Here is a 20,195-nt window from a genome sequence, read left to right on the forward strand (position 1 = left end):
CGCATCTCGAAGCCGGACGTCACGGGTGCGTTCGGAGGTACTCCAGCTGCGCCTGCACCGACAGCTCGGCCGCGGGCCAGACGCTCCGCGGCACGTCGGCGTACACCGTCTCGACGACGTCGTATGCCGTGTGCGCACCTCGGGCGAGCGCCTGCCGGACCTGGTCGAGCCGTTCGGCACGATGCTCGAGGTAGAAGGTCACGGTGGCGGCGGCGTCGGCGACGAAAGGTCCGTGCCCCGGGAGCAGGCTCGTGACGGTGCCGGCCCGCGTCAGCGCCTCGATGCGGTCGAGCGAGGCGAGGTAGGCCTCGAGGCTGCCGTCGGGCCAGGCGACCACGGTCGTGCCGCGGCCGAGGATCGTGTCGCCCGTCAGCAGGGTGTTGTCGGCCGGCAGCACGAAGGAGTAGGAGTCGCTCGTGTGGCCCGGCGTCTCGACGGCGAGGATCTCGAGGCCGCCGACGACGATCGTCTCGCCGGCCCAGAGGTCGTCGTGGCCGCGGCCGAACGCCCGCACCGGCGCGCCGGTCAGCTCGTGGAAGCGGTCGGCGCTCTCGGCGTGGTCGTCGTGGCCGTGGGTGAGGAGCGTGAGCGCGACGCGTCGGCCGGTCTCGGACACGCGGTCGAGCACGTGCTGCAGGTGGCCCTCGTCGAGTGGTCCGGGGTCGACGACGACGACCTCGTCGGAGCCGGGCTCGGTGAGCAGCCAGGTGTTCGTCCCGTCGAGCGTCATCGGCGAGGGGTTCGGGCACAGCACGCACTCGGCGCGCTCGCTCGTGACGCCGCCGGTCCAGCCCGGGTCGGCCGTCGCGCCGTTCACGGCCGCCCGTTCCCGACGGCGACCGACGACGGCCTGCCCCTCATCGCTGCACGATCTCCATGGCAGCGCCGGTGGGGCCGCTGACGACCTCCGGCATGACGAGGGGCAGGAACTCGCTGTGGACGACGACGTCTGCGGCGGAAGGCGCGTCGCGGATCTCCTCCACGCAGATGACGGTCGGAGGGAGCATGAGGGCGGTGCCGGCGGCATACGCCTTGAGCAGCTCGGACGGCACGACCCAGGTTGCCTGGTCGGCCTCGGTGGTCTCGCCATCGGCGACCTGGAACGGTGGCATGAGCGCGGCGAAGAACCACGTGTCGTAGCGGCGGGGCTCGAAGACCGGCGTCACCCAGTGCGCCTTCGCGACGATGAGGTCCGAGCGCAGCACGAGGCCCTTGTCGCGGAGCACGTCGGCGAGGGCGATCCTGCGCTCGACGAGCGCACGCCGGATGTCGACCCACTCGGGGTCGTCGACCCGGGCGAGCGGGCCGCTCGCCGACGGGCCCGCGAGCAGCACGCCGCACTCCTCGAGGAGCTCGCGGATCGCGGCGGCGACGTACATCTGTGCCTCGGCGGGTGAGCAGTCGAGCCGCTCGGCCCACTCGAACGGCGACGGCCCCGCCCAGGGGAGCCCGACCTCGCCGTCGCGCTCGTCGACGCCGCCGCCGGGGAAGACCATCATGCTCGGGGCGAACGCCATCTCGGAGACGCGCCGCAGCATGAAGACCTCGGGGCCGGTCGCTGCGTCGCGCACCAGCATGACGGTGCTCGCCCGGCGTGGCTCGGCCTCCTCCCAGCGCTCGCCGGCGAGCCAGCGGGTGGCCGCGTCGGAGATGCCCGGTGTGGTGGTCAGGGGGAACTGGCGACCCACGGCGACCCGATCAGTGGGCGACGGAGACGATGACCTCGACCTCGACCGGCGCGTCGAGCGGCAAGGCGGCCACGCCGACGGCCGAGCGGGCGTGGATCCCCTTGTCCCCGAAGGCCTTCGCGAGCAGCTCGCTCGCGCCGTTGATCACGCCGGGCTGGCCGGTGAACGAGGGGTCGGACGCGACGAAGCCGACGACCTTGACGACTCGCGAGACGGTGTCGAGGTCACCGACCTCGGACTTGATGGCGGCGATCGCGTTGAGCGCACAGGTCGCCGCGAGCGCCTTGGCGGTCTCGGCGTCGACCTCGGCGCCGACCTTGCCGGACGCAGCGAGCGCACCGTCGACCATCGGCAGCTGGCCCGACGTGAAGACCAGGTCGCCCTCCCGGACGACGGGGATGTAGGCGGCAACGGGCGGCACGACCTCGGGCACGGTGAGGCCGAGCTCGGACAGGCGGTCTTCGACAGCAGACATGAGCAGGCTCCTCAGGACTTCGGGCGCTTGAAGTAGGCGACTAGGCTCGTGCCGTCCGGGCCGTTGACGATCTGGACGAGCTCCCACCCGTCCGCCCCGAAGTTGTCGAGGATCTGCTTGGTGTTGTGGATCAGAAGCGGTGCGGTGAGGTATTCCCACTGGGTCATGGCCATCACCCTACTCAGTGGGTCGGCGGCCCTCGCGGCGTGCGGGAGTGGCACTGCTGACACGATGACGCCCATGACCAGCGGGACGAGCGGCACCGGCCCGAGCACCCCGCCGCCGCCGGCGGGCGCGGGCACACGGTCCTACGGGTCCGACCCGGCGCAGGTCTACGACGTCCTCACCCCGGCAGCGGGTGCTCCGGCGGCGACGGGCACGGTGGTCGTCGTCCACGGCGGATTCTGGCGGGCGGCGTACGACCGCCAGCACGCGCTGCCCGAGGCGCAGGCCTTTGCGGACACCGGCTTCCACGTCGTGCTCGCCGAGTACCGCCGCGTCGGTATGCCGGGGGGCGGCGTCCCCGGCACCCTCGACGACGTGCGCGACCTCCTCGCGTCGGTGTCTGCCCGGGACGACCTGCCGAAGCCGCTCGTCCTCGTCGGACACTCGGCCGGCGGGCACCTCGTCACGTGGGTGGCCGGCCAACCCTGGGCCCGGGACCGGCGCATCGCCGGCGTCGTGTCGCTCGCCGGGGTCGTGGACCTGGGGGCCGCGGACCGCTTGCACCTCGGCGACGACGCGACGCGCGACTTCGTCGGCTCGGGGCCGGGCACACCGGCCTGGACGTCGGCCGACCCGATGAGCAGCCTGCCGCCGACGGTTCCCGTGCGGCTCGTCAACGGCGCCGACGACGACACCGTGCCGCTCGGTGTATCCGACGACTACGTCTCGAGGGCGACGGCCGCCGGCGGCGACGTCACCGAGGTGGTCGTCGAGGGCGCCGACCACTTCGCCGTCATCGACCCCGACTCGGATGCCTTCGACCGCGTCCTCGCGGCCGTCCGGTCGCTCGCGAGGACCGGCTGAAGGACGAGGGCTGAAGGGACGGGGGGCTGAAGGACGGGGCCGCCCGCCCAGCCGCTCCGCATTTGCGTGGCAATAGGGTGGCAGGGTGACGACCGGCCGCATCGACCCGACCTGGGCACGAGCGCGGCTGCACGTCGTCACGGGCAAGGGCGGCACGGGCAAGACCACCGTCGCCTCGGCGCTCGCCCTCGCGCTCGCGTCGGCACCGGCCCACGTGCTGCTCAGCGAGGTGGAGGGCCGGCAGGGCATCAGCCAGACGTTCGACGTGCCGCCGCTCGGCACCGACGAGACGCGTATCGTCCGCCTGCCCGGTGGCGGCGAGGTCGTCGGCCTGTCGGTCGAGCCCAAGGCGGCACTGCTGGAGTACCTCCAGCTGTTCTACAAGCTCGGCCGCGCCGGTCGGCTGCTCGAGAAGTTCGGGGCCATCGACTTCGCGACGACCATCGCGCCCGGCGTCCGCGACGTGTTGCTCATCGGCAAGATCTACGAGGCCAACCGCCGCCGCAGGGACGGCCGGCACAAGGGCGACGCCGCCCCGGCGTACGACGCGCTGGTCCTCGACGCCCCACCGACCGGCCGGATCGGCCGGTTCCTCTCGGTCAACGCCGAGGTTGCCGACCTCGCTCGGGTCGGGCCGATCCACTCGCAGGCCGAGGCGATCACCCGCCTGCTCAAGTCCGGCCAGACGGTCGTCCACCTCGTGACCCTCCTCGAGGACATGCCGGTGCAGGAGACCCTCGAGTCCATCGACGAGCTGCACGCCAAGGGCCTGCACCCGGGTGCGATCGTCGTCAACATGGTGCGTGAGCCGCTGCTCGACGACACGGCCCTCGACCAGGCGCGCCAGGGCAGGCTGCACAAGCCGTCGCTGCGCACCCAGCTCGCCGAGGTCGGCGTCAAGGTGACACCCGAGCTGGTGGCCGGCTTGCTCGACGAGGCGCGCGACCACGCCCAGCGCGTCGACCTCGAACGCGAGCAGCTCGCCCTGCTCGAGGCCACCGGCCTGCCGATCGTCCAGCTCCCGGCGCTGCCCGGCGGCGTCGACTCCGGCTCGGTCCGTGAGCTCGCCGACCTGCTCCTGCCGCTCTTCGCGCCCGAGGCCACTGATCGGGTCGACGCGTGAGCGCCGGTCCGATCGCGCGCCGGGCCCCGGCGCTCGACGTCGACGCGCTCATCGACGACCCCGCGACCGAGATCGTCGTGTGCTGCGGCTCGGGCGGGGTCGGCAAGACGACGACCGCCGCCGCGCTCGGGCTGCGCGCCGCCGAGTCCGGCCGCAGGGTCGTCGTGCTGACCATCGACCCGGCCCGCCGCCTCGCCCAGTCGCTCGGCCTCACCGAGCTGGACAACACGCCGCTGCCGGTCACCGACATCGACACGTCGAGGGGCGGCAGCCTCCACGCGATGATGCTCGACATGAAGCGGACCTTCGACGAGGTCGTCATCGCCCACGCCGAGCCCGACAAGGCAGAGCAGATCCTCGCCAACCCCTTCTACCAGGCGGTCAGCAGCTCCTTCGCCGGCACGCAGGAGTACATGGCGATGGAGAAGCTGGGCCAGCTCAAGGCGACGGCCGGTACTGCGGACGCGCCATGGGACCTGATCGTCGTCGACACCCCGCCGTCGAGGTCGGCGCTCGACTTCCTCGATGCCCCGAACCGGCTCGGCAGCTTCCTCGACGGACGCTTCATCCGACTCCTCGCCGCACCCGCCAAGGCGGGCGGCCGCGCCGGCCTCAAGGTCTTCGGGGTCGGCGTGCACCTCATGACGTCGACGATGGCGAAGATCCTCGGCGGCCAGATGCTCACCGACGTCCAGACCTTCGTCAACGCGCTCGACACGATGTTCGGCGGGTTCCGGGAACGCGCCGACGAGACCTACCGGCTGCTCTCCGAGAAGGGCACGGCCTTCCTCGTCGTCGCGGCGCCCGAACGCGACGCGCTGCGCGAGGCGTCCTACTTCGTCGAGCGTCTCGAGGCCGACGGCATGCCGCTCGCCGGACTCGTCGTCAACCGCATCGGACGCGTCTCGGCGACGGGCATCACGCCGTCGCGCGCTCTCGCCGCCGCCGAGTCGCTCGAGGACGGCGGCGGCCCGAAGTCCGCGACCAACGCGGCCGGACTCCTGCGGCTGCACGCGACGCTCGTCCGCACGGCGGAACGACAGCGCGAGCTCGCCGAACGCTTCTCCCGGTCCCACCCCGGCATACCCGTGGTGCAGGTTCCCGCGCTCGGACGCGACGTGCACGACCTCGACGGACTTCGTCAGGTCGGAAGCGCGCTTGCGGGGTCGTGACGCACCCTCAGGTGCTCACGGCCCCGTTTGCGTGTGTACGACGTCTCAGTCGCTCTTGGCCTGTGAGGCCATGCCGGCCTTCAGGGCCGACTTCCACGACGTGATGTCAGGCCGCTTTCGAAGCAGCGCCCGGCGCTCACGCTCGGTCATACCACCCCAGACACCGAACTCCGTCCTGTTGTCGAGGGCCTCGGCCAGACACTGCGCGAGAACCGGACACGTCTTGCAGACGGCCTTCGCGTCGTGCTGTGCCTTACCCCTGACAAACAGTGCGTCCGGGTCCTGGCCGGAACAGCGAGCCAGGCTGGCCCACTCGTCCACCCACGGGTCCACCATTACGACAGCACTCATTACCTACCCCTCCCCGCCCGGCGCCTCCCTTGACATCCGGACCGATCACGGACCGTCCCACCGGTCCAGATCAAGTGGGCCCCCCTAAGGCCCAAACGAGACATTACGAGCGTCAGCGCCGGTCCGACATAGCCTCTATGGACCATTTCGTTGAACGGGTGACTAGTCACTTCGACATCGTTGTCATGGTCAGCCGAGGCGCCGCACGGCGTGTGCGGGGCCGGGTGCGTGCGCAGAACCGGTGACCATAGGGTGAGCGGTTACCCTTGCGCCATGTCTTCACGCACTACGTCGATCGGTGGGGTCATCAGCCTGCTCGGCGCGTTCCTCGCGTCCGCGCTCGTGCTCGGGCTCCTCGCAGCCGGGCTCGTGATGCCCGCGGTGGGTGCGACCGGCGCCCTCGCCCGCAGCGGTGTCGACGTCTTCAACGAGCTCCCGAGCGAGTTCACGACCGACCCGCTCGCGCAGACCTCGCGGATCCTCGCGGCCGACGGCACCGTCATCGCGACGCCGCAGGAGCAGAACCGCACGATCGTCCCGCTCAACAAGATCGCCCCGATCATGCGCGAGGCGCAGATCGCGATCGAGGACCACCGCTTCTACGACCACGGCGGCATCGACATCCAGGGCACGATGCGCGCGATCATCTCCAACCTGCGCAACGGCTCGTCGGTCGGCGCCTCCTCGCTCACCCAGCAGTACGTGAAGATCTCGCTGCAGTACTCCGCCCTGAGCGCCGGCGACAAGGAGGCCGCCGCCGAGGCGATCAAGAAGGACTACATGCGCAAGCTCAAGGAGCTGAAGTACGCGATCACGCTGGAGAAGAAGCTGACGAAGGACCAGATCCTCGAGGGCTACCTCAACCTCGTGTACTACGGCGACCGCGCGTACGGCGTCGAGGCCGCGGCGCAGCACTACTTCAGCGTCCACGCCGACAAGCTGAGCCTCTCGCAGGCCGCGCTGCTCGCCGGCCTCACGCAGAACCCCGGCACGACGGACCCGGTCAACAACCCGCAGAAGGCGGTGGCACGACGCAACGTCGTGCTCGACCGCATGCACGAGCTCGGCAGGATCACCGACAAGCAGTGGCAGGCCGCCAAGAAGCGCACCCTCAAGCAGGACATGCGCGTCCAGCAGCCCAAGAGCACGTGCCTCGCCTCGCCCTACCCGTACTGGTGCGACTTCATCATCAACTACGCGATGACGATGCCCCAGCTCGGCAAGACGGTCGAGGAGCGCAGGCGCAAGCTGTACCGCGGCGGCATCACGATCACGACGACGCTCGACCCGCGCATCCAGAAGATCGCCCAGCGCGAGGTGACCAAGAACGTCCCGATCGGCGACAAGTCGGAGGTCGGCGCCGCGGCATACGTCACAGAGCCCGGCACGGGCAAGGTGCTCGCGTTCGCCCAGAACACCGAGTACACCGTCGGCAAGCAGTCGCTCGGCAAGACCGGCGTGAACTGGGCCCTCGACAAGAAGTACGGCGGCTCGAGCGGCTTCCAGTTCGGCTCGACGGCCAAGGCGTTCGCGCTCGTGACCGCCATGGAGTCGGGCATGAACACCAAGTCCAGCGTCACGGCCAAGGCTGCGGGCGGCAACTCCCAGGCGACCTATACGCCAGACGAGTGGCCGGGCGGCATCAAGAAGGGCTGCGGCCCCGGTGGCACGTGGAAGGTCTACAACGACAGTCCGTTCGGGGGCGGCAAGATCTCCCTGATGCAGGCGACGGCCAAGTCGACCAACACCGCGTTCATCGCGCTCGCCGAGCAGCTCGGCGGCTGCAAGGTGCGCGACACCGTCATGCGCCTCGGGCTGCACCGCGCCGACGGCGGCGAGATCCCGCCGTACGCGCCCGCGTACATCCTCGGCGCCACCGAGGTCTCGCCGCAGGGCGTCGCCCAGGCGTACGGGACGCTGGCGTCCGACGGCAAGAAGTGCCCGGTCGTAGCCGTCACGAAGATCACGCAGGGCAGCAGGAACATCGCGCTGCCGGCCACGAAGTGCGAGCAGGTGGTCGACCCCGACGCCGTCCGCGCCACCGACAAGTTCCTCGAGTACAACATGACGCACGGCTCGGGCATCCTCAACCAGCTCGACGACGGCAAGCGCGAGTCGGCCGGCAAGACCGGTACGGCCAACGCCAACAACGAGTCGTGGTTCGTCGGCTACACCCCGCAGCTCGCGACCGCGGTCTGGGTCGGCACGCCCGACGACGGCAACAAGCGCGTCATGAAGAACCTCCGCATCGGCGACCGGTTCGTCGACGTCATGCACGGCGCGAAGATCGCCGCGCCGATCTGGAAGGGCATCATGAACAAGGCCCTCGACGGCGAGCCCGAGATCAAGTTCAAGGAGCCTTCCGACAAGCTTCTCAAGGGCGACGAGGTCGACGTCCCGAGCGTCACGGGCATGTCGGTCTCCGACGCCATGGCGACCCTGCAGGCGGCCGGTTTCTCCGCGGGCGTCGGCGGCACGATGAGCTCGTCCGTGCCGAACGGCCTCGTGGCCGGCACCTCTCCCTACGGCCGCGCCCCCAGCGGCAGCTTCGTCACGATCTACACTTCGCGCGGCGGTAGTGGCCGCCAGCAGCAGCCTGCGCCCCAGACCACCCAGGACGGTGGCGGTGGCGGTGGGACCGGGGACACCAAACCCAACGGCAAGCCAACGAAGCCGCCAGGGCGCGGCTGACCCAGCAGACGACGAAGGGCCGACGCACGAGCGTCGGCCCTTCGGTCACTCCGGGGTATGCCGTATGGCCGGGGCACGTGGCCCGCGCCTCCGGGCGGCTGGCTCAGCCGGCGAGGACGCGGCGCACGATCCCGGCGACCCGGCCGCCCTCGGCGCGGCCCGCGACAGCAGCATTGGCGGCCTTCATCGCGAGGCCCATCTGCGGCATGCCGGTGGCGCCGGAGGCCGTGACGGCCTCGCGGACGATCGCCTCGAGCTCGTCGTCGCCGAGCTGCTTCGGAAGGTAGGTCTCGAGGACGGCGAGCTCTGCCTCCTCCTTGGCGGCGAGCTCGCCGCGACCGGCGCCGGTGTACGCCTCGGCGGCCTCGCGGCGCTTCTTGGCCTCCTTGGTAAGGACCTTGAGCACGTCGTCGTCGGTGAGCTCGCGGTGCTCCTTGCCCGCAACCTCCTCGGTGGTGACAGCGGTGAGGGCCATCCGCAGCGAACCGGCGCGGACCTGGTCCCGCTCGCGCATCGCGGACGTGAGGTCGGCCTGCAGCTGCTGCTTGAGGGTGCTCATGGGGCAAGTCTGTCAGGTCGTCGACGCGCCCCTCGCCGGCGTGGTCGGCCCGTCGGGACGGGATGCGAGGATGGGGTCCATGCGTGCCGTGACCAAGACCGTCCTGGGCCTCGGGGTCGCCGGCGCCGGTGTGCTCGGCTGGGCCTCGCTCGTCGAGCGGAACGCCTTCGTGCTGCGCCGATTCCACGTGCCGGTGCTCCCGGAGGGCGCTGAGCCGATGCGGGTCCTGCACCTGTCGGACCTGCACCTGCTGCCACGCCAGCGCGCGAAGCGGGCCTGGGTGCACAGCCTCGCATCCCTTGACCCTGACCTCGTGGTCACGACCGGTGACAACCTCGCGGCGCACGACGCCGTGCCGGCGCTGCTCGACGCGTACGAGCTGCTCCTCGGGCTGCCCGGCGTCTTCGTGCTCGGGTCCAACGACTACTTCGCGCCCAAGCTGAAGAACCCGCTCCGCTACCTCACGAAGAACCATGCCAAGGAGGTCGGCACGACGCAGCGGCTCCCCACGTCGGAGCTCGTGCGCGGCCTGCGTTCCGGCGGCTGGGTCGACCTGACGAACCGCCGCGACACCCTCACCGTCCGCGGCCTGCGCGTCGACGTCGTCGGCGTCGACGACCCGCACCTCGGCTACGACCGGCTCGACCTCGTGCGCGGGCCCGCCTCCCCCGACGCGGACCTGACGCTCGGCGTGACGCACGCGCCGTACCAGCGGGTGCTCGACGCGTACGCCGCCGACGGCGCCGACCTCATGGTCGCGGGACACACGCACGGCGGCCAGGTCTGCGTGCCCGGCTACGGCGCGCTCGTGACGAACTGCGACCTCGACACGGGGCGCGCCAAGGGACTCTCCCGGTGGTGGCCGGGCGCCGGCTCGACGCCGTCGTCACAGGCCCCGGACGACGCCGCCTGGCTCGAGGTGTCGGCCGGGCTGGGCACGGCCCCGACGGCTCCCGTACGCCTCGCCTGCCGTCCCGAGGCGACGCTCCTGACGCTCGTCCCCCGCTCCCACGGCTGAGCCGAGGGTGGCCTCTGGGGTCGAGATGATGCGTCGCGGAGGGCGCGACGGCATACGTCGATCGGCGGTGCGCGGGGGCCCCGCAGGCCCGATTCGGAGATGCGCGGGGGGCTGCGCTAAAGTCTCTCCTTGCTGCCTCAGGTCCGCGGACCAGGGCGCAGATGCAACGCCGGGGTGTGGCGCAGCTTGGTAGCGCGCTTCGTTCGGGACGAAGAGGTCGCAGGTTCAAATCCTGTCACCCCGACCAGCGTTTCCGCAGGTCAAAGGCCCTCTGCCAGAAGTTGGCGGAGGGCCTTCGCCGTCGCTGAGTGACTAACTGAGTGACTACCGTTCCGCATCGCCCGTCCCGAAGAGCGAGTCCATGGCGACCGCTCCGGTCTGGAGCACCGGCCGAATCTGGTGGCGGTAGACCAGCTCGGTGACGCTCGTACCGCTGTGCCCGACGAGCCGCGAGATCTCCTCCAGCGAGACGCCAGAGTCGGACAAGAGCGAGACGAACGAGTGCCGCAGCTCGCGCGGCGACCACTCGGCCGGGTCGAGGCCCGGCACTTTCACCAAGGCAGATCGGAAGGCGCGGAGCGCGTTGTTCCTGTCCATTGGAGTCCCGACCTTGCTAGGAAAGACCAGGCCGTGGTCGGTCCAACGCTCGCCCGCTTGGAGGCGTAGCTCGGCCTGTTCCACCCGTTGACGGCGGAGCGCCTCGACCGCCCGGGATGGCAGTGCCAAGGTCCGGCGCGACCTACGCGTCTTGGTGTCTCCTCCCGCTCGGACCGACCGCCACACCTCGACATACGCGGGGATCGGTGGCGAGGCGTGGGGCATGCCCTCGAGGTGGACGTGCTGCCACTGCAGCGCCCGCAGTTCCTCGGTCCGAGCCCCGGTGAGCAGCGAGACAACGATGTAGTTGTGCATCCAGTCCCCCGCCGTCTTGGTCAGCACGTCGCGCGCCTGGTCAGTGGTCAGTGACTTCGATGGACGACCCGGGCGACCGGTCGGGACGCTGCACAGCAGGACGACATTGCGCTTGACCTTGTCGCGGGCCATGGCCCGGTTCACCGACCGGACGAGACAGGCCCGAACGCCGCGGAGCGTTCGAGTGCTCAACTTCTCGGAGAGGCCCAACAGCCAGGCATCGACCTCGCGCGCGGTGAGGTCCCGCAGGCGACGCGCGCCGAGCAATGGGATGACGTGGTTGCGACACAGGCTCTCGTTGGCGGCGCGAGTCTCCGAGTCGCGCGAGCCGAGTCCGAAGGCCAGCCAGTCCTCGACAGCCTGCCGCACCGTGTACGAGTCATCGCCCAGAGCGATGCCGTCCTCGTGGTCGCGGAGGACCTCGCGCAGCTTGCGCTTGGCCTCTGTCTTCGTCCGGCCCGAGCCCTTCTTGACGATGCGCTTTCCCCGTCCGTCATAGCCAACCGTGACGGTCGCGATCCACCGCTGACGCCGGCCGTCCCAATGGAGGCCACCGTCACCTTTCGACCTGCGCTCGGTCACGCGACGTCCTCGGACAGCGACTCGAGGTAGTCCTGGAGTGCGGCGACGGGGACCAGACGACGACTCCCCTGCTTCACCGTGCGCAGCCTACCCGAGCGGATCAGCTCGTAGATGACCGATCGGCTGAGACGCAGCGCCTCGGCCGCTTCCTCAACCCGATACGCCAAGGCCTGGACCTCTGTGTGCTTCTTCATCACTGCTCCTTCCGTTGTGTTTGCGCGCCGATCGACGCACATCTTGTCGTTGCCGAATGACTGTCCACAGGGGGCGAACCAAGCTGGGCGGCAATGGTTTTGGCGTGCTCGTACTGCTCACGCCAGCATCGTGCCTGCCGGAGTGAGGCGGCGATGACGGTGGTGTAGTCGCGTTCGAGGACGGGGACGTCTTCCCACACGAACCGGGGCAGGCCGTCGTCGTGGAGGCTGTCTGTGGCGAGCCGGTCGGCCTCGGGGACGTCGATGCCCGCCTCGTTGAGGACCTCGCGGACGACGGCGGCGCGGTCGGCCCGGTGCTGGGTGAGGGTCTTGCCGGACCACTGCCGGGAGACCAGGACGCGGCGACCGCCGAGGCCGAGGTGCTCGCGGTCGTGCGCTTTGGCCGGGGATGAGGCCGGGGCCGGCGGCCTTGGGCTGGATGCCGTAACGGATCCAGTTCGCGCACGCTGGGGAGCAGGGCAGCCACCGGACTTCGCGGTGCAGCCGGTCGATGTGCCGCGCGTAGACGAGGGCGGTGGGGTCTGGCTCGTCGGGGTCCTGCTCGTCGGTGGGCGTGCCGTAGGTCTCGGCGACGGACTTGGTCAGGTACTTGCACAGGTACCGGACCGCGCGGTCGCTGTCGGGGGTGCCGCCGAGCAGGCCTTTGATGTCGACCTGCTGGCCGAAGGTCAGGACGTGCATGGGCTCGGTGTTCTCGCCGTCGCGCTCGAGTCGGTCGAGGGCTTCGTCCCAGGTGGGCAGGGCGGCTCCGGTGCCGGGGTCGAGGTAGCCGCCGAGGTCGGGGTGCCAGCCGGGTAGGTGGTCACCTTCGTAGACGACGTGCTCGATCGAGGGCCACCAGATCGCGGCGTAGGTTGCGCGGGCGACGGCCTTGATGGTCGCGCGGGGGATGGCGCCGCGGACGGCGGCGTGCAGGTGTGGGGCGAGCCGGCGTTGAGGTTCGACCGCGGCGAAGTACTGCACCTTGAACCCGGCCGCGCGGCGCAGGTTCTGCCAGAGCCGGTCGACCAGCCGCGGGAACAGCAGCGCGTCGAGCGCGGCGCGCCGGTAGTCGTAGCCGGACGGGTTGCGTGGGACGCCGGTGCCCGGGATGACCCTCCCGTACGAGGGCAGCGTGAAGGTGAGGAACATCGAGGGCCGGTAGGTGCGGCCGGTCTTCTCATCGGTAAAGGCCTTGCCGATGGTGCGGTCCTCGACCGGGACCGTGGGCAGGTCCGGCAAGCCGGACAGGTGCCGAGTCGAACGCACCCGCCGAGCCCCGGCCTCCTCACCCTCAAGGTCGGCATCGTCGTCGAGCTGCTCGTCCTCGTCCTCGTCCTGGTCCTCGTCTGGGACGGGGTCCGGGCGGGGTGGGTCCTCGGTGAGGTGCCAGCCCTCGCGGCACTGGTGTATCCGCAGCCGTCGGGCCTTCTCCGCGCAGGGCTGGCAGACGCTCTCCCGGGTCGACCCACACGGCAGCGGCACCGTGTAGACGGCGCCGGTGGCCCGGTCGGTGACCCTGCGTAGCAGCGGCCGGATGCAGACACCCGCGCCTTGGGCGGCGGCGACAGCCATGTCCGTGGTGACACCCTGATGGCTGCGGCTGGGCAGGCGCCGTTCGCGGGTCATGCGACACCACCAAGCGGCAGGACGCCCTGCCACGCTGGCGTGGCCTCGCTGGCGCCAGGGGCGTTGACCCAGCCGGGGCGAGCGGGCGCGACGTAGGTGGGGTCGCGGTGGGTGCCAGCCCACCAGCCCGCGCACACATTCGCCTCCTCGACGTAGGCGGCGCAGTCGGCGAGGACGGGGCAGGCCCGGCACACCGAGCGCATCGACTCGGCATCCCACGGGCCGATCTCCTCGGGCTCGCCGATCCAGGGCAGGTCGGTGCGGGCGCCGCACGAGCCGAGCGACTGCCACGCAACAGCCCCGAGCGGGTGACGAGCCGACGCGGCAGCAGCCTCGAGCCACACGGCCTCCAAGGCCGCCCACCGGGCCGAGCGGGACAGGGCGGTCATGCGACCTCACCGACGTCCGTGCGCGCATGCGAGGGGCGGAGCGTCTCGTCGGTGTGGGCGTTGGTGTCGTTGAGGGTGTCGGCGAGGACTGTGCCGAGGGTGTCGCCGCGGCGCAGTCGCCGGGTCAGGGCGCGGCGTTGGGGCGGGGTGGTGCCGCCGTAGATGGTCCACTGGTCGCCGAAGACGAGGGCGGAGGCGAGGCAGAGCCGCCGGACGGGGCAGTCCTGGCAGACCTCGATGCCGCGGATGGTGTCGGCGGGTTCGTCGGAGAGCCACCAGTCCGCGGGCCCGGTGCGGCACAGTCCGTCGTCGTGCCATCGGCCCATGTCCAGCTGCTCGAGGGTGGGTCCTCCGGTGCGGTCGACCCACGGGCGCGGGTGTCCCCACGGCTCGCCTGGGTGTTTGGCATCCTGGCTCATGCCGCGTCACCGCCCAACCCACGCTCGGCGGCCGACGGCACCGAGGTCACCGACGCTGCCGACGTTGTGGCGCGCGGCTGCCGGGGCTTGCGCGGGGCCCGGGGCTTCCGGGGGCGTGGATCCCCAGTCGACTCGTCCGTGTCGCTCGAGTCCTCGGGTGCGCCGGGGACGTAGGGGATCGCGTCGACGTGGCCGAGGTCGACGGGCTCGCGGGCCTCGGTGGTGTCGTGGGTCGGGTGGGGTGCGCGGTGCCGGGCGGCGATGTCGCGGACGAGGGTGTCGGGCCAGAAGTCGGCGCGGACCCGGTCGGCGGAACCGTCTTCCTCGATGACCCACGCCGTGCCCGGTGCCGAGGACGAGATCCGGTGCGCGGGGGCGGTCGCGGCGGTGCCGTCGCCCAGGACCATCCGAGTCTCGTCCGCCGACCGCAGCCGCAGCGCGATGGTCTGGGTGAACAGGCCCCGCAGCCCGATGACCTCCTTACGGGGGTCCTGCACACACGCCAGCACGACGACCCCCAGCGCGCGACCTTGGGTGAGGACCTCGGCGAGCAGCCGCCCGGCCTCCTTCCGGGTCTCCGGGTCGGCGTAGGCGGTCAGGACCGCGAGCTCGTCGATCGCGAGCACATGCAACGGCTCCGTCGGCGTGGGCCGGTGCAGCCGAGACGTGCCGGCCATCCGGCGGCCGCGCTCGTCGACCACCGCCAGCAGCCGGGTCAGGACGTCGACGGCCTGTCCGGGGGTGATGGCGACCTCGGAGAAGAGGCCGCGGCCCATGCCGACCTCGACGCCGCGCTTGAGGTCGACGCCCCAGAGCCGGACGAGCCCGGCGGAGACGGCGGGGGCCAGGCCGCCGCAGACGCCCCAGAAGACCGAGCCCTTCCCGGAGCCGGAGCAGCCGACGACGAGGGTGTGCCTGCCCGTGACCGGCAGCATCCACGGGGTGCCGTCCTGCCGACGACCGACCGGCACCGCGTCGACCCGGGCCTCGACCCGCACGTGGGCACTGCTCGAGGTGGGGGCGGTGGCGTCGCGGGTGGCGCCGAGCCGGTCGGCCATGACGAGCACGTACTCGCCTGTCGACGGCGACAGTGCCCGGAACCGGAACGAGCGGGCCGATGCGGCGGCGGCCAGGGCCGGCGCGGCGTGCTCGAGGTCGTCGACCGTCTGACCCGTCCGAGCCCGGACCGTGACTGTCAGCGTTACGCCCTTCGCGGTGACCGAACACAGCCGCGGGTGCATCCACACCTTCCGGGCCGGCGGTGCGGGCTTCTTGGACACCTCGGCGACTACCTGGTCCACGACCGAGGGACGTTGGTCGCGGTGCACCGACAGGCCACACTCCCGCGCCAGGTGCGGCCAGCGGCGGCGGGCCCACCACATCCACGACACCCGTGCCGCCGGGCCCGCGATGAGCCGCTGATAGGAAGTGGGCCACCAGTGGGACCACACGGACGCGACGACGGCTGGGACCCACCAGCCGATGACGAGGAGCCGGATCGCAAGCGCCTGGCCGTCCGGGAGCATTCGCACCGCGAACGCCACGGCGGCGACCAGGACGGTCCAGCGCAGGTGCCGCCACGTCCATACCACCACACCCCAGATGACCGCCCACCCGTGAGCGGGAACCCGGTTCATCAGGCCGCCCCCTTCGAAGCAGCCGACACGCCTGCCGACTGGGCGGACTGACCCGACGGCGCCGCGGCGGGCTTGCCCTCGTCGAGCAGCCGGTCCGCACGCCACATCTCCGTCAGCGCCCCGGCCTTGTTCACGCGAGCCTCGACCGTCAGGTCGACGAACTCGACCGGCGCGAACTCCGCCACCACCGGACGGTGCGGGCAGCCGACCTCGACCACGCCCGTGACCATCGACTCCCGACCGAACGACGTCTGCCGGTAGACGACCTCGACTTGCCACAGCGGCATGCCCGTCGCCTCATCCCGCGCCTGCGTCTCGCTCGGGCGACGCCGACCGTCCCGCTCCTCCCACTCCTTGACCTCGTTGACGATGCTCGTCGAGAGCATCTTCTGGCGCTTGCTGTCCACCGCGTAGAACGACATCCGTGTGTCTCCTCGTGTTTAGGGCCGTATTGCCCGAGACCAGACGACCGCAGACAAAGGGGACAAATACACCACGTCATGGGACGTTTCAGGACGTCCTTGTGTGCTAGAAACGTCCCATAACGTTCACAGGAGGGGTCATGTCGAACGAACGGCTCAGGGCAGCAATCACCAGCGCGGGACTGAACCTGCAGAGCTTCAGCGAGCAGGTCGGGGTCGACCCGAAGACCGTCGAGCGCTGGATCACCAAGGAGCGCGTGCCGCACCGTCCGCACAGATTGAGCGCAGCGGCGATCCTTGGCAAGAGCGATGGATTCCTTTGGCCAGCAACCGAATCCGATCGGATCAGCCGCTCCGCGACCGAGGCCGAGCTGGTGCGCCTCTATCCGAGCCGCGGTGCGATCGATGCCGACACGTGGCTCTCCCTGGTCGGAGACGCCAAGGAGTCCATCGACCTGCTCGCGTACGCCGGAAGTTTCCTGCACGACGCGATCCCCGGCTTCGTCGACCACCTGGCCGACCGCTCCCGCAACGGAGTGCGGGTCCGGCTCCTCCTCGGAGACCCCGCCAGTGAGGCCGTCGGGCTACGGGGGCGCGAGGAAGGCATCGACGATCTCATGGCCGCACGCTGCAAGCTCACGTGGAAGTACTTCGCCCCGGTCATTGGTCCGGCGCGGATGCAAGCCCGCCAGCACGGCACCACGCTCTACGCCTCGATCTTCCGCTTCGACGACATCCTGCTCGCAAACCCGCACGCCTACGGCGCCAGCGCATCACACTCCCCGGTGCTGCACATCAACCGCATCCCCGGAGGCCGGCTGTTCAGCCACTACCTGGACTCCTACGACCGCGTCTGGGCAACCGCTCGACCCGTCTGACCGATCCTCGTACTCTCGCGTGATGGGACGCATTGACTACATCGACGACCCCGACGCACCCGCCATCAACAGCGTCGTGCCCTCTGTCGTGGCCATCGTCCAGGACGACCAGGGCCGGGTCCTGATGATCCACAAGACCGACAACGACAAGTGGGCGCTGCCCGGAGGCGGCCACGAACCCGGCGAGTCCATCGCTAACACTGTCGTCCGCGAGGTCAAGGAAGAGACCGGCTACGACGTGCAGGTCGAGACCATCACAGGGACGTACACCAACCCCCACCACGTTATGTCCTACGACGACGGCGAGGTCCGTCAACAGTTCTCCATCGCCTTTCGCGCCCGCCTCATCGGAGGCCGGAAGCGCACCAGCAGCGAGAGCAGCGAAGTCGAATGGCTCACCCCCGAGCAAATCGAGCAGCTTGACCTGCATCCTTCGATGCGGCTACGCCTTCAACACGCCCTGGCCGGGAGCCAGCGGCCATTCATCGGATAGGCCCAGCCGCGACCTAGCCCTTGCGGCAGAATCCAGCAACGACGACCGCGAACGCGTCACTGCACGATGTACCGGATCACCCGAGCCATAGCGAGTGAGGATCTCCTCGATGCGACGCCCAGGCGTCGTCAACTCGCCAGTCGGCCCGACGACCAGGTCGATGAGGGTCAGCGCATCAAGATCCTCCGGGGGCGGCGACGGCAGCGTCTCCAACTCATCAAGCAGTCCCCGCTCCTCGGCCTCGAACCGCGCTCCGGTGTGATGAGCCACCAGCGCCACCACCTCGGCCGAAACACCCTGCTCCTGAAGGAAGCGAGCCCCGTCGAGCGGATGAAACCCCGTCCGCGCCACGGATGGCCCGTAGCCCACATCATGAAGCCAGGCCGCAGCCAGCACCTCCGCCGACACAAGACCCCGGACGTCGAGTGACTCCGCCAACCGGCCGACCCGTTGGACATGCCTCCAACGCCGGCCACGTCGGCCAAGGCGATCGGCTGCCAAGTTTGGGGCTGTCTGAGTCCGCATTAACCCCATTCTGCCGGACCGGAGGAAGGCGCGGATTCAGCCGATGAGCGGAAGAGTCAGAGGCGCAGGGGACCGCCCGGCGTCAAACGGACTGGCCGCCGGGAGGCCTGAACGCTGAGGGAGTAGCACGAGGCCCGACCTCCACCTCCACCGGCAGAAAGGTCGGGCCTCGCGTCCCGGGACGCAGCCTGCGGAGCTGGTCGCCGGTGGGGAACTCTTCTTCGGTTGTCGCCGCTCCCGGCGATTGGTTGTGAGCGCAATCGAGGTAGTGGGTGCGGCGGGGTCGCTGCCCTAAGAAGTGACCCTCCACCAGCATGCACCCGCCCGCATGCTGAGCGGCGCTTTTTCCGGGAACGGAAAGGTGGCGGCACCCGCTCGGGGGTCCGGGTGCCGCCACTTACCCTGCTCATCGCGGGCGGCTAGCCGAGCGTTACACGAGGAGGCAGCACACAACAAGACCGCGCTGGGCAGGGATCCCAGCGCGGCCTCATGACAACCATCGGAAGGGGGCGCCGGGCGTTACAGCCGCGCGACCTCGATCCACCGCCGGTCTGCTGCATGCAGACGCTGCCCCGCCCCCACGGGGCAGCGTCGCTGCTCCCAGCAAAGGATTGGGGGGCCTGCTGAGAGCTCTGTCGACGCCAGGACTGACGGAGGGTCTGTCGGTACGGACGACGCGCAGACACATCGTGGCGGACACCAGGCCGGCGTGTCTGGCGATCCGTCAAAACACTCCGGCCAATGCGCGAGGCTGGCGACCGCCACCACGGCAACCGCGATCTGGGACGCAGGCCGCAGCGTCGCTCCCTCGGCACCCGGCAATATGCGCCACGGCCTCCCGTCGCACGATATTGGCTGAGCGACGTTCCGCGCACTTCAGTGAGAAGTAGTTCGCAAGTATTGAACGGCAGGAAGTGAGACTTTCATCCCTAAGTCAAAATCTCTGCATCGTCGGGCCGGCCACTGAATTTGAGTTAGACGAAATATGAGGTGAGGCCCCGGAAGGCGATGGGAGAACGCTGTATCCGGGGCCTCACGCTTTTCAGATGTTATGCGAGTGGTGCTTTTCCAATCGGGCTAGCAGGTCAGGAGCACAGATCCAGAAAGTCCGGCCGGGTTGGAAGCCGAGCAGTTGAAGATCTCGGTGCCCGGCGGCTGCTCGATGACCAGCGAGATGTCGGTCACCGTCAGGGTCGGGTTGACGCCCGTCCAGTTGGGGTTGGGGCAGCCAGCCTCAGCCCCGGTCACGGTCTCCGGTGCGCTGAGCACGGCCGGGCTGGTCACCAGGGTGAGGTTGCCGTTCTTGATCGCCGAGGAGTCGATGAAGGTCGGTGCAACCGCTGGCCCGACAAGGACCTTGTTCTGGCCCGGCGCCGTGTTGCCGCCGTTGTTCTGGCACTGGTAGACCGCGAACCCGGACACCGAAACGGTGGCGAGCAGGTCCTCGTTGCCCAGGCCTGCGAGCACCGTCCGGCAGCTCGTCGACGTCGACGAGCCGGTCGCGGTGATCGTACAGACGGGTTCCCCGTTCCTCTTGAAGTGGGGGCTGGCCGCTTGCGCTGTCGACGCGGCGGTGACGAATAGGAGGAAGAAGCTAGCAAGCAGAATTATGACTCGTTTCACGACTGATGCCTTTCAAGCGCGCAGAATGCACAATTGTGACAACCGCCCCCCCGGTGGTCATCGGCCATCCAGCAGGTCCCCGTCCACCCGACCCGGATTCCCTCACGAAAAAAGTCTGGGTACGTCGTCGTGAAAACGGCGCGATAACGAGTTTATCAAGATGGGTCGCGACTCTGAATCCGTCCCGACGCCTTGTGCCACGGCACTTACTGGGCGTTGCTCCACAAAGAGGACACCTGGGCATGTTCCGCCGGCCCGTGCCGAGACGGCTGATGCACGCATGAGTACGTTCGGTGCATGCCCTACCCCGGACGTCCCGTGCTCGCAGCCCTCCCGGAGTTCGTCTCCACCGCCACAAGTTCGCCGAGGCCCGCGCGGCGGGCCAC

At 70.0% G+C, this 20,195-nt stretch carries 21 protein-coding genes, 1 tRNA gene and 1 pseudogene; 8 read left to right on the forward strand and 15 right to left on the reverse strand.

The window, feature by feature from the left end; genetic code table 11:
- Window positions 1–19 precede the first annotated feature (19 nt).
- From H9I49_RS14670 to H9I49_RS14685, 4 genes are read right to left on the reverse strand one after another with little or no spacing between them, the layout of a single operon-like run.
- Window positions 20–817: an MBL fold metallo-hydrolase gene (locus H9I49_RS14670; RefSeq protein ID WP_188031083.1), complete on the reverse strand. Its 798-nt coding sequence runs from the start codon at window positions 815–817 to the stop codon at window positions 20–22.
- A gap of 40 nt (window positions 818–857) precedes the next feature.
- A complete protein-coding gene (locus tag H9I49_RS14675) occupies window positions 858–1,688 on the reverse strand; it encodes an NUDIX hydrolase (RefSeq protein ID WP_188031084.1) in 831 nt (276 codons plus the stop codon).
- Between the two features lie 10 nt (window positions 1,689–1,698).
- Window positions 1,699–2,163 (reverse strand): RidA family protein, encoded by a 465-nt coding sequence (locus H9I49_RS14680; protein ID WP_188031085.1) that lies wholly within the window; start codon window positions 2,161–2,163, stop codon window positions 1,699–1,701.
- An 11-nt stretch (window positions 2,164–2,174) separates the two neighbouring features.
- Window positions 2,175–2,330 carry a DUF4177 domain-containing protein gene (locus H9I49_RS14685; protein WP_142179199.1) on the reverse strand — a complete coding sequence of 52 codons (156 nt, stop codon included), beginning with the start codon at window positions 2,328–2,330 and terminating at the stop codon, window positions 2,175–2,177.
- Window positions 2,331–2,403: 73 nt separating this feature from the next.
- Between H9I49_RS14685 and H9I49_RS14690 the strand changes: the two genes are divergently transcribed.
- The 3 genes from H9I49_RS14690 (at window position 2,404) to H9I49_RS14700 (ending at window position 5,487) form a co-directional block, all read left to right on the forward strand.
- Window positions 2,404–3,192: a S9 family peptidase gene (locus tag H9I49_RS14690; RefSeq protein ID WP_188031086.1), complete on the forward strand. Its 789-nt coding sequence runs from the start codon at window positions 2,404–2,406 to the stop codon at window positions 3,190–3,192.
- A gap of 85 nt (window positions 3,193–3,277) precedes the next feature.
- Entirely contained in the window at window positions 3,278–4,315 is a 1,038-nt protein-coding gene (locus tag H9I49_RS14695) for an ArsA-related P-loop ATPase (protein WP_188031087.1), read from the forward strand.
- A complete protein-coding gene (locus H9I49_RS14700; RefSeq protein ID WP_370587582.1) occupies window positions 4,312–5,487 on the forward strand; it encodes an ArsA family ATPase in 1,176 nt (391 codons plus the stop codon). Before H9I49_RS14695 ends, H9I49_RS14700 begins: the two co-directional genes overlap by 4 nt.
- Window positions 5,488–5,532: 45 nt before the next feature.
- On the opposite strand, the gene H9I49_RS14705 is transcribed toward H9I49_RS14700, so the two are convergent.
- A complete protein-coding gene (locus H9I49_RS14705) occupies window positions 5,533–5,823 on the reverse strand; it encodes a WhiB family transcriptional regulator (RefSeq protein WP_188031088.1) in 291 nt (96 codons plus the stop codon).
- 288 nt (window positions 5,824–6,111) lie between these two features.
- Between H9I49_RS14705 and H9I49_RS14710 the strand changes: the two genes are divergently transcribed.
- Window positions 6,112–8,529, forward strand: coding sequence for a transglycosylase domain-containing protein (locus H9I49_RS14710; protein WP_188031089.1), 2,418 nt, complete (start codon window positions 6,112–6,114; stop codon window positions 8,527–8,529).
- A gap of 103 nt (window positions 8,530–8,632) precedes the next feature.
- On the opposite strand, the gene H9I49_RS14715 is transcribed toward H9I49_RS14710, so the two are convergent.
- Complete coding sequence (locus tag H9I49_RS14715; RefSeq protein ID WP_188031090.1) at window positions 8,633–9,088, reverse strand: GatB/YqeY domain-containing protein; 456 nt, start codon at window positions 9,086–9,088, stop codon at window positions 8,633–8,635.
- Between the two features lie 79 nt (window positions 9,089–9,167).
- Between H9I49_RS14715 and H9I49_RS14720 the strand changes: the two genes are divergently transcribed.
- Window positions 9,168–10,106, forward strand: a complete 939-nt coding sequence (locus H9I49_RS14720; protein ID WP_188031091.1) for a metallophosphoesterase — start codon at window positions 9,168–9,170, stop codon at window positions 10,104–10,106.
- A 170-nt stretch (window positions 10,107–10,276) separates the two neighbouring features.
- Window positions 10,277–10,353 (forward strand) — tRNA-Pro (locus H9I49_RS14725).
- Window positions 10,354–10,430: 77 nt separating this feature from the next.
- On the opposite strand, the gene xerC is transcribed toward H9I49_RS14725, so the two are convergent.
- The 7 genes and pseudogenes from xerC to H9I49_RS14760 all read right to left on the reverse strand — a co-directional run bounded on the left by xerC (window position 10,431) and on the right by H9I49_RS14760 (window position 16,290).
- Window positions 10,431–11,600: a site-specific integrase gene (gene xerC, locus H9I49_RS24490; RefSeq protein ID WP_188031092.1), complete on the reverse strand. Its 1,170-nt coding sequence runs from the start codon at window positions 11,598–11,600 to the stop codon at window positions 10,431–10,433.
- Entirely contained in the window at window positions 11,597–11,794 is a 198-nt protein-coding gene (locus H9I49_RS14735) for a helix-turn-helix domain-containing protein (protein WP_188031093.1), read from the reverse strand. Before H9I49_RS14735 ends, xerC begins: the two co-directional genes overlap by 4 nt.
- Window positions 11,794–13,423 (reverse strand): annotated as a pseudogene (locus H9I49_RS14740) (replication initiator). Before H9I49_RS14740 ends, H9I49_RS14735 begins: the two are co-directional and overlap by 1 nt.
- Window positions 13,420–13,812 carry a WhiB family transcriptional regulator gene (locus tag H9I49_RS14745; RefSeq protein WP_188031094.1) on the reverse strand — a complete coding sequence of 131 codons (393 nt, stop codon included), beginning with the start codon at window positions 13,810–13,812 and terminating at the stop codon, window positions 13,420–13,422. Before H9I49_RS14745 ends, H9I49_RS14740 begins: the two are co-directional and overlap by 4 nt.
- Window positions 13,809–14,138 (reverse strand): WhiB family transcriptional regulator, encoded by a 330-nt coding sequence (locus H9I49_RS14750; RefSeq protein WP_188031095.1) that lies wholly within the window; start codon window positions 14,136–14,138, stop codon window positions 13,809–13,811. Before H9I49_RS14750 ends, H9I49_RS14745 begins: the two co-directional genes overlap by 4 nt.
- Before the next feature lie 89 nt (window positions 14,139–14,227).
- Window positions 14,228–15,868, reverse strand: a complete 1,641-nt coding sequence (locus H9I49_RS14755) for an FtsK/SpoIIIE domain-containing protein (RefSeq protein ID WP_188031096.1) — start codon at window positions 15,866–15,868, stop codon at window positions 14,228–14,230.
- Window positions 15,868–16,290 (reverse strand): hypothetical protein, encoded by a 423-nt coding sequence (locus H9I49_RS14760; protein ID WP_188031097.1) that lies wholly within the window; start codon window positions 16,288–16,290, stop codon window positions 15,868–15,870. The genes H9I49_RS14755 and H9I49_RS14760 overlap by 1 nt, the downstream gene beginning before the upstream one ends.
- A 140-nt stretch (window positions 16,291–16,430) precedes the next feature.
- Between H9I49_RS14760 and H9I49_RS14765 the strand changes: the two genes are divergently transcribed.
- Both H9I49_RS14765 and H9I49_RS14770 read left to right on the forward strand, forming a co-directional pair.
- Complete coding sequence (locus tag H9I49_RS14765) at window positions 16,431–17,168, forward strand: XRE family transcriptional regulator (RefSeq protein WP_188031098.1); 738 nt, start codon at window positions 16,431–16,433, stop codon at window positions 17,166–17,168.
- A 22-nt stretch (window positions 17,169–17,190) separates the two neighbouring features.
- Window positions 17,191–17,661, forward strand: a complete 471-nt coding sequence (locus tag H9I49_RS14770) for an NUDIX hydrolase (protein ID WP_188031099.1) — start codon at window positions 17,191–17,193, stop codon at window positions 17,659–17,661.
- Here H9I49_RS14770 and H9I49_RS14775 read toward each other — a convergent pair.
- Together H9I49_RS14775 and H9I49_RS14780 are read right to left on the reverse strand one after the other, a co-directional pair.
- A complete protein-coding gene (locus tag H9I49_RS14775) occupies window positions 17,611–18,195 on the reverse strand; it encodes an HD domain-containing protein (protein WP_188031100.1) in 585 nt (194 codons plus the stop codon). The two genes, H9I49_RS14770 and H9I49_RS14775, sit on opposite strands and share 51 nt — an antisense overlap.
- A gap of 1,068 nt (window positions 18,196–19,263) precedes the next feature.
- The gene (locus H9I49_RS14780; protein WP_188031101.1) at window positions 19,264–19,653 is read right to left on the reverse strand and encodes a hypothetical protein; all 390 of its coding nucleotides are present in this window, start codon (window positions 19,651–19,653) and stop codon (window positions 19,264–19,266) included.
- Between the last annotated feature and the right edge of the window lie 542 nt (window positions 19,654–20,195).

This window comes from Terrabacter sp. MAHUQ-38 (genome assembly GCF_014518425.1).
GTDB lineage: Bacteria > Actinomycetota > Actinomycetes > Actinomycetales > Dermatophilaceae > Terrabacter.